The organism is Scandinavium sp., assembly GCF_036271055.1.
Classification (GTDB): domain Bacteria; phylum Pseudomonadota; class Gammaproteobacteria; order Enterobacterales; family Enterobacteriaceae; genus Scandinavium.
Window position 1 is genome coordinate 152,675 of sequence record NZ_DATBBJ010000100.1, and the last position, 6,181, is coordinate 158,855.

At 54.6% G+C, this 6,181-nt stretch carries 6 protein-coding genes and 1 other RNA gene; 4 read left to right on the top strand and 3 right to left on the bottom strand.

The window, feature by feature from the left end:
• The first annotated feature begins 81 nt into the window (after nt 1–81).
• The 3 genes from zipA to VH187_RS21740 all read left to right on the top strand — a co-directional run bounded on the left by zipA (nt 82) and on the right by VH187_RS21740 (nt 3,424).
• A complete protein-coding gene (gene zipA, locus VH187_RS21730) occupies nt 82–1,119 on the top strand; it encodes a cell division protein ZipA (protein WP_329703509.1) in 1,038 nt (345 codons plus the stop codon).
• A gap of 69 nt (nt 1,120–1,188) precedes the next feature.
• A complete protein-coding gene (gene ligA / locus VH187_RS21735; protein WP_329703510.1) occupies nt 1,189–3,204 on the top strand; it encodes an NAD-dependent DNA ligase LigA in 2,016 nt (671 codons plus the stop codon).
• Between the two features lies 1 nt (nt 3,205).
• Nucleotides 3,206–3,424: a DUF3820 family protein gene (locus VH187_RS21740; protein ID WP_319628079.1), complete on the top strand. Its 219-nt coding sequence runs from the start codon at nt 3,206–3,208 to the stop codon at nt 3,422–3,424.
• On the opposite strand, the gene VH187_RS21745 is transcribed toward VH187_RS21740, so the two are convergent.
• Nucleotides 3,421–4,419, bottom strand: a complete 999-nt coding sequence (locus VH187_RS21745) for a bile acid:sodium symporter family protein (RefSeq protein ID WP_329703511.1) — start codon at nt 4,417–4,419, stop codon at nt 3,421–3,423. The two genes, VH187_RS21740 and VH187_RS21745, sit on opposite strands and share 4 nt — an antisense overlap.
• A gap of 89 nt (nt 4,420–4,508) precedes the next feature.
• Here VH187_RS21745 and VH187_RS21750 point away from each other — a divergent pair, with 89 nt between their 5' ends.
• Nucleotides 4,509–5,435, top strand: a complete 927-nt coding sequence (locus tag VH187_RS21750) for a LysR family transcriptional regulator (protein WP_329703519.1) — start codon at nt 4,509–4,511, stop codon at nt 5,433–5,435.
• On the opposite strand, the gene VH187_RS21755 is transcribed toward VH187_RS21750, so the two are convergent.
• The gene (locus VH187_RS21755) at nt 5,426–5,770 is read right to left on the bottom strand and encodes a FlxA-like family protein (RefSeq protein WP_329703512.1); all 345 of its coding nucleotides are present in this window, start codon (nt 5,768–5,770) and stop codon (nt 5,426–5,428) included. The genes VH187_RS21750 and VH187_RS21755 overlap by 10 nt on opposite strands.
• A gap of 274 nt (nt 5,771–6,044) precedes the next feature.
• A non-coding RNA gene (locus VH187_RS21760) (RtT sRNA) lies at nt 6,045–6,170 on the bottom strand.
• Nucleotides 6,171–6,181 lie beyond the last annotated feature (11 nt).

Sequence of the window (6,181 nt, forward strand, 5' to 3'; positions counted from 1 at the left end):
TGCACTTGACGTAATGGGCAAATACTCTTAGTGAGTAAATGTTTGCCGTGGTGGCAAGGTGTTAGAACAACAGAGAATATAATGATGCAGGATTTGCGTCTGATATTAATCATTGTTGGCGCGATCGCCATAATTGCATTGCTGGTTCACGGTTTCTGGACCAGTCGCAAAGAACGTTCTTCGATGTTCCGCGATCGCCCAATGAAACGTATGAAATCGCGTAACGACGATGAGTCGGATGACGACGACTTCGATGACGAGGTTGAAGGCGTTGGTGAAGTTCGTGTTCACCGGGTGACCCCTGCCCAAAATACGAACGCTGGGGAGCATGATGCGACCCGTCAGTCGCCGCAGCACCAGTACCAGCCGCCTTATGAACGCCAGGTACAACAGCCTGTTCGCCAGGAAGAGCCAGTGCGTCAGCCCGCTCAGCCTCAGCAGCCGCCTGTACGCCAGGCTCCGGCTCATCAGGCACCTGAACAGCATCCGCCGGTTCAGCCTGTGGCACCGCAGCAGTCCGCCGCAGCGCCAGAGTACCAGCAGCCTGTGCAGCCTCAGGTTGTGCAACCTGTACATCAGCCTGTAGTGGCAGAGCCGCAACCTGTTGCTCAACAGCCAATCGCTCAGCAACCTGTGCATCAGCCTCAGCCGCCGGTTGCAGAACCGCAGCCAGAGCCGCAGCCGGTTAAGCAGGAACGCAAAGAAACGGTTATCGTGCTGAGCGTTGCCGCGCATCAGGGGTCGCAGATCAATGGCGAACTGTTGCGTAATAGCGTTGAGCAGACAGGTTTTGTGTTCGGTGATATGAATATTTATCATCGCCATCTGAACCCAGGCGGCGGCGGTCCGGCCTTGTTTAGCCTTGCCAATATGGTGAAGCCAGGGACATTCGACCCTGAAAACATGGCTGATATGCAAACGCCAGGCGTGACCATCTTCATGCAGGTGCCGTCTTATGGTGATGAGCTGCAAAACTTCAAGCTGATGCTGCAATCTGCGCAATACATTGCGGATGAAGTCGGTGGTGTGGTGCTCGATGACCAGCGCCGAATGATCACGCCGCAGAAAGTGCGCGAGTATCAGGCTCGTATCCGCGAAGTGAAAGACGCCAACGCGTAATCGCCCGGCGTATCACACCCCTTCCTGAACCCCCGCATGTCGGGGGTTTTTTATCATTGATGGTGGGATATGGAACCAATCGAACAACAACTGACAGAACTGCGAACCACGCTTCGCCATCACGAATACCTCTATCATGTCATGGATGCGCCGGAAGTGCCGGACGCGGAATATGACCGCCTGATGCGCGAACTGCGCGAGCTGGAACAGCAACACCCTGAACTGATTACGCCTGATTCTCCTACACAACGCGTGGGCGCGGCCCCGCTTGCGTCATTCAGTCAGATTCGCCATGAAGTGCCAATGCTGTCGCTGGATAACGTCTTTGATGAAGAGAGTTTTGTTGCGTTCAACAAGCGTGTTCAGGATCGCCTGAAAAGCACCGATGCGTTGACATATTGTTGTGAACTGAAACTGGATGGACTCGCTGTCAGTATTCTTTACGAGAACGGCGTGCTGATTCAGGCGGCAACGCGTGGCGACGGAACAACCGGCGAAGACATTACCGCGAACGTGCGCACCATTCGCGCCATTCCGTTAAAGCTGCGTGGCGATAACATTCCTGCTCGCCTGGAAGTGCGCGGCGAAGTGTTCCTGCCACAGGCGGGATTCGAAAAAATTAACGAAGACGCGCGCCGGACTGGTGGCAAGCTGTTTGCCAACCCACGTAATGCGGCGGCAGGTTCATTGCGCCAGCTTGATCCACGCGTGACAGCGAAGCGACCGCTTACTTTCTTCTGCTATGGTGTCGGCGTGCTTGAGGGCGGCGAATTGCCCGGAAGCCATCTTGGGCGTTTGCAGCAATTTAAAGCCTGGGGGCTGCCGGTCAGCAACCGCGTGAAGCTGTGCAGTTCGCCGGAGGAAGTACTCGCTTACTATCACAAGGTGGAAGAAGACCGCCCGACGCTCGGGTTTGATATTGACGGCGTGGTGATTAAAGTCGACTCGCTCGATTTACAGGAACAACTGGGCTTTGTGGCGCGTGCGCCGCGCTGGGCAGTGGCGTTTAAATTCCCCGCCCAGGAACAGATGACCTTTGTCCGTGATGTGGAGTTTCAGGTGGGCCGCACCGGGGCGATTACCCCTGTTGCACGTCTGGAACCTGTACAGGTAGCGGGTGTGTTGGTGAGTAACGCCACGCTGCATAACGCCGATGAAATCGAACGTTTGGGCCTGCGCATTGGCGATAAAGTGGTGATTCGCCGTGCCGGAGATGTTATCCCGCAGGTGGTGAACGTGGTGACGTCTGAACGCCCGGAGAATACCAGGGCTATCGAATTCCCGGCTCACTGTCCAGTCTGTGGTTCAGACGTAGAACGTGTCGAAGGCGAAGTGGTCACTCGCTGTACCGGTGGCCTGATTTGCGGCGCTCAGCGCAAAGAAGCGCTAAAACATTTCGTCTCTCGCCGGGCGCTGGATGTTGATGGCATGGGCGACAAAATTATCGATCAGCTGGTGGAGAAAGAGTACGTCCATACGCCAGCGGATCTGTTCCAGCTGACGGCGGGTAAGCTGACCGGGCTTGACCGAATGGGACCGAAGTCGGCGCAGAACGTGGTCAACGCGCTTGAAAAAGCCAAAGAAACGACTTTCGCCCGCTTCCTGTATGCGCTCGGTATTCGTGAAGTTGGTGAAGCGACGGCGGCGGGTCTTGCAGCCCATTTCGGTACACTCGACGCCCTGATCACGGCCTCGATCGAAGATCTGCAAAAAGTGCCGGATGTCGGCATCGTCGTGGCAACACACGTCTTCAACTTCTTCGCCGAAGAGAGCAACCGCGAAGTGATCCAGCAGTTGCAAAACGAAGGCGTGCGCTGGCCTGCGCCCGTCATCATCAATGCCGATGAGATAGACAGCCCGTTTGCCGGTAAAACGGTGGTACTGACCGGCAGTCTGAGCCTGATGTCGCGTGATGATGCCAAAGCGCGCTTGATTGAGTTGGGCGCAAAAGTCGCGGGCAGTGTATCGAAGAAAACGGATTTGGTGATAGCCGGTGAAGCCGCTGGGTCGAAACTGGCGAAAGCGCAGGAGCTTGGCATCGACGTTATCGATGAAGCTGAAATGCTGCGCTTGCTAGGAGCGTAACGTGGAAAAAGAGCAGCTGATTGAAATCGCTAACACCGAGATGCCGTTTGGAAAATACAAAGGGCGGATGTTAATTGATGTCCCGGAAGAGTATTTGCTGTGGTTTGCCCGTAAGGATGAATTTCCTGCCGGGCGGCTTGGCGAACTGATGGCTATCACGCTGTTGATCAAAAGCGAAGGGCTGACCCATCTGGTGCAGCCCCTGAAGCGTAGCCGTTAAGCTTTCGCCTCATCCACGCCTTTTTTGGTCTGCAGTTCTTCGGTCTGGCGCTTATAGCGACGCGCCAGCACCGCGCAGACCATCAGCTGTATCTGATGGAAAATCATCAGCGGCAGCACCATCATGCCTATCATTGCCGTTGGGAACAGAATATTGGCCATCGGGATGCCGTTGGCCAGACTCTTTTTCGAGCCACAGAAGACAATCGTAATTTCATCCGCTTTATTGAAGCCGCATTTGCGCGCCACAACCATGTTGACTGCAATCACAATTGCCAGCAACACGATGCTGACCACCACGATAAACAGTAGCGAACCGACGCCTACTTTGTGCCAGATACCGTTCACAACCGCTTCGCTGAAGGCCGAGTAAACCACCAACAAAATCGACGTCTGGTCTGTTTTTGAGATCCATTTCTTGTTGCGTGCGACCCAAGCCCCGGTCCACGGGCGAGATAAATGGCCCAGCACAAACGGCAGCAGCAGTTGCAGCATAATCTTACCGACTTGTTCCAGACTGCCTTGCGCGCCGTGTAAATTCATCAGCAGGCCGACTAACAGCGGCGAAATGAAAATCCCGAGCAGGCTTGAGGCTGATGCGGAGCAGACCGCTGCTGCGACGTTACCGCCCGCCATTGACGTGAAGGCAATCGCCGACTGTACGGTGGCGGGTAAAATACACAGATAGATGAATCCGTTATACAGCGCGGGATCGACATCGACAGGCGCCCAGCGGGCAAACAACACACCCAGCACCGGGAACAACACGAAGGTGCTACACATCACCCATAAATGCAGTCGCCAATGACTGCCGCCCGCAATGATGGCCTCGCGCGACAGTTTTGCGCCATGCATAAAAAACAACAGTGCAATGGCGGCAGTCGTCAGTCCTTCAAAAAAAGGGACAAAGCCACCGCGTGCGGGAAACAGAGAAGCCAGCAGGACGGTGCAAATAAGTATCAGTGTAAAGGGGTCGAGAATGCGAAAAAGTTTCATAAACGCTCCTGAAAATCGATGCCGCTATTGTGCTTTTTCTGCTTTGAGAAATAAAATTGATTTATTGCATTCATTGATGAATAAAAATGATGAATTACTCGTTACGTCAGTTGAAAGTGTTTATCACCGTCGCGCAGGCGAAAAGTTTTAGCCGGGCAGGGGAGATGATTGGCCTCAGCCAGTCAGCGGTCAGTCACAGCGTGAAAGAGCTGGAGCTTCAAACGGGTGTGAAGCTGCTGGACCGCACAACCAGAGAAGTGCTGCTGACCGAAGCCGGACAACAGCTGGCCATCAGGCTTGAGCGGTTACTCGATGAACTCAACAGCACACTGCGGGAAGCCGGGCGAGTTGGGCAACAGATGACAGGTACTGTTCGTGTCGCAGCCAGTCAGACGATTTCAGCGCACTTGATCCCACAGTGCATCGCCGACAGTAATCAGCGCTATCCAGAGATTGATTTTGTGCTCCACGACCGGCCGCAGCAGTGGGTACTGGAGAGCATTCGACAGGGTGAAGTTGATTTTGGGATCGTGATCGACCCCGGCGCGGTGGGAGATTTGCAGTGTGAACCGATTCTTTCGGAGCCTTTTTTCGTGCTTTGTCGCCAGGATCATGCCTTTGCGGCGTTGCCGGATGTTTCCTGGCAGGCGCTTCAGGAAACCCGTCTGGTATTGCAGGATTATGCCTCAGGCAGCAGACCACTGATTGATGCGGCGCTGGCTTATCACAACATATCGGCCAATATCGTCCAGGAGATAGGCCACCCGGCGACGCTGTTTCCGATGGTTGAAGCCGGGATTGGGATTAGCATCTTACCGGCGCTGGCGCTGCCATTACCCCAGGGGAGCCAGTTGATGGTTAAACGCCTGACGCCTGTTGTTGAGCGACAACTTATGCTCGCCCGGCGTAAAAACCGCTCGCTTTCGACGGCGGCTCAGGCGTTGTGGGATGTTGTCGGGCAGCAGGCTAAGGCGCTCACCGCCGCCCGTGAATACGATCCGCTATATCAGACGTAAATATCAATCTGGTGATCGTCAGAAGGATTGTTAACGCCAGTGGTGGGTGTAGACGGTTGCTGCTGAGCTTGTTCTTTTTCTGCTTGTTGGCGCTGAAGCTGCGCTAACTGAGCTTCAAGCATGGTGATCTGTTCCTGAATCATCTCGGCTTGCTTTTGTTTTTCATCGGCGTCACCGCTGCCGTCAGCAATGGTTTTCAACTGCTGTGTGAGTTTTACGATTTGCTGAGTGATTCGGGTCATCTGCGAAGCCGTGTCGTTGCCTTGCGGGTTTGCGTGAACGGTTGTTGTTTGCAGACCTGGGGCAGAAGATGAAGGCATTGAAATGGCGGCCATTGAGAACTCCTTTCTATGAGGAAAATAGAGTTATCGGCAGGCGCTGTGGAAAGTTGATATGAAAAAAAGAAGAGGATAGATAAGAGAGTGGGGATCAAAGCCGCTGCAAGTAGTCGTGCAGGATATCACTCGTCTCCTCCTGAGACTCGCCCTGCGGGTCACCGCAAGCGGTGATGCAAAATCGTTCCCGACGATTTTGTCGAACCTGCAGCAGGTTCTCATCCGGCACGAATTGGGCATAGCAAAAAGGCGCCTTTAGGGCGCCTTTCCACATTGGTGGGTCGTGCAGGATAACTCGCTTCGCTCGCCCTTCGGGCCGTCGCCGCAAGCGGCTCCGGTGTCTCACTTTGTTCGACTCGAACCTGCAGCAGGTTCTCATCCGGCACGAATTGGGCATAGCAAAAAGGCGCC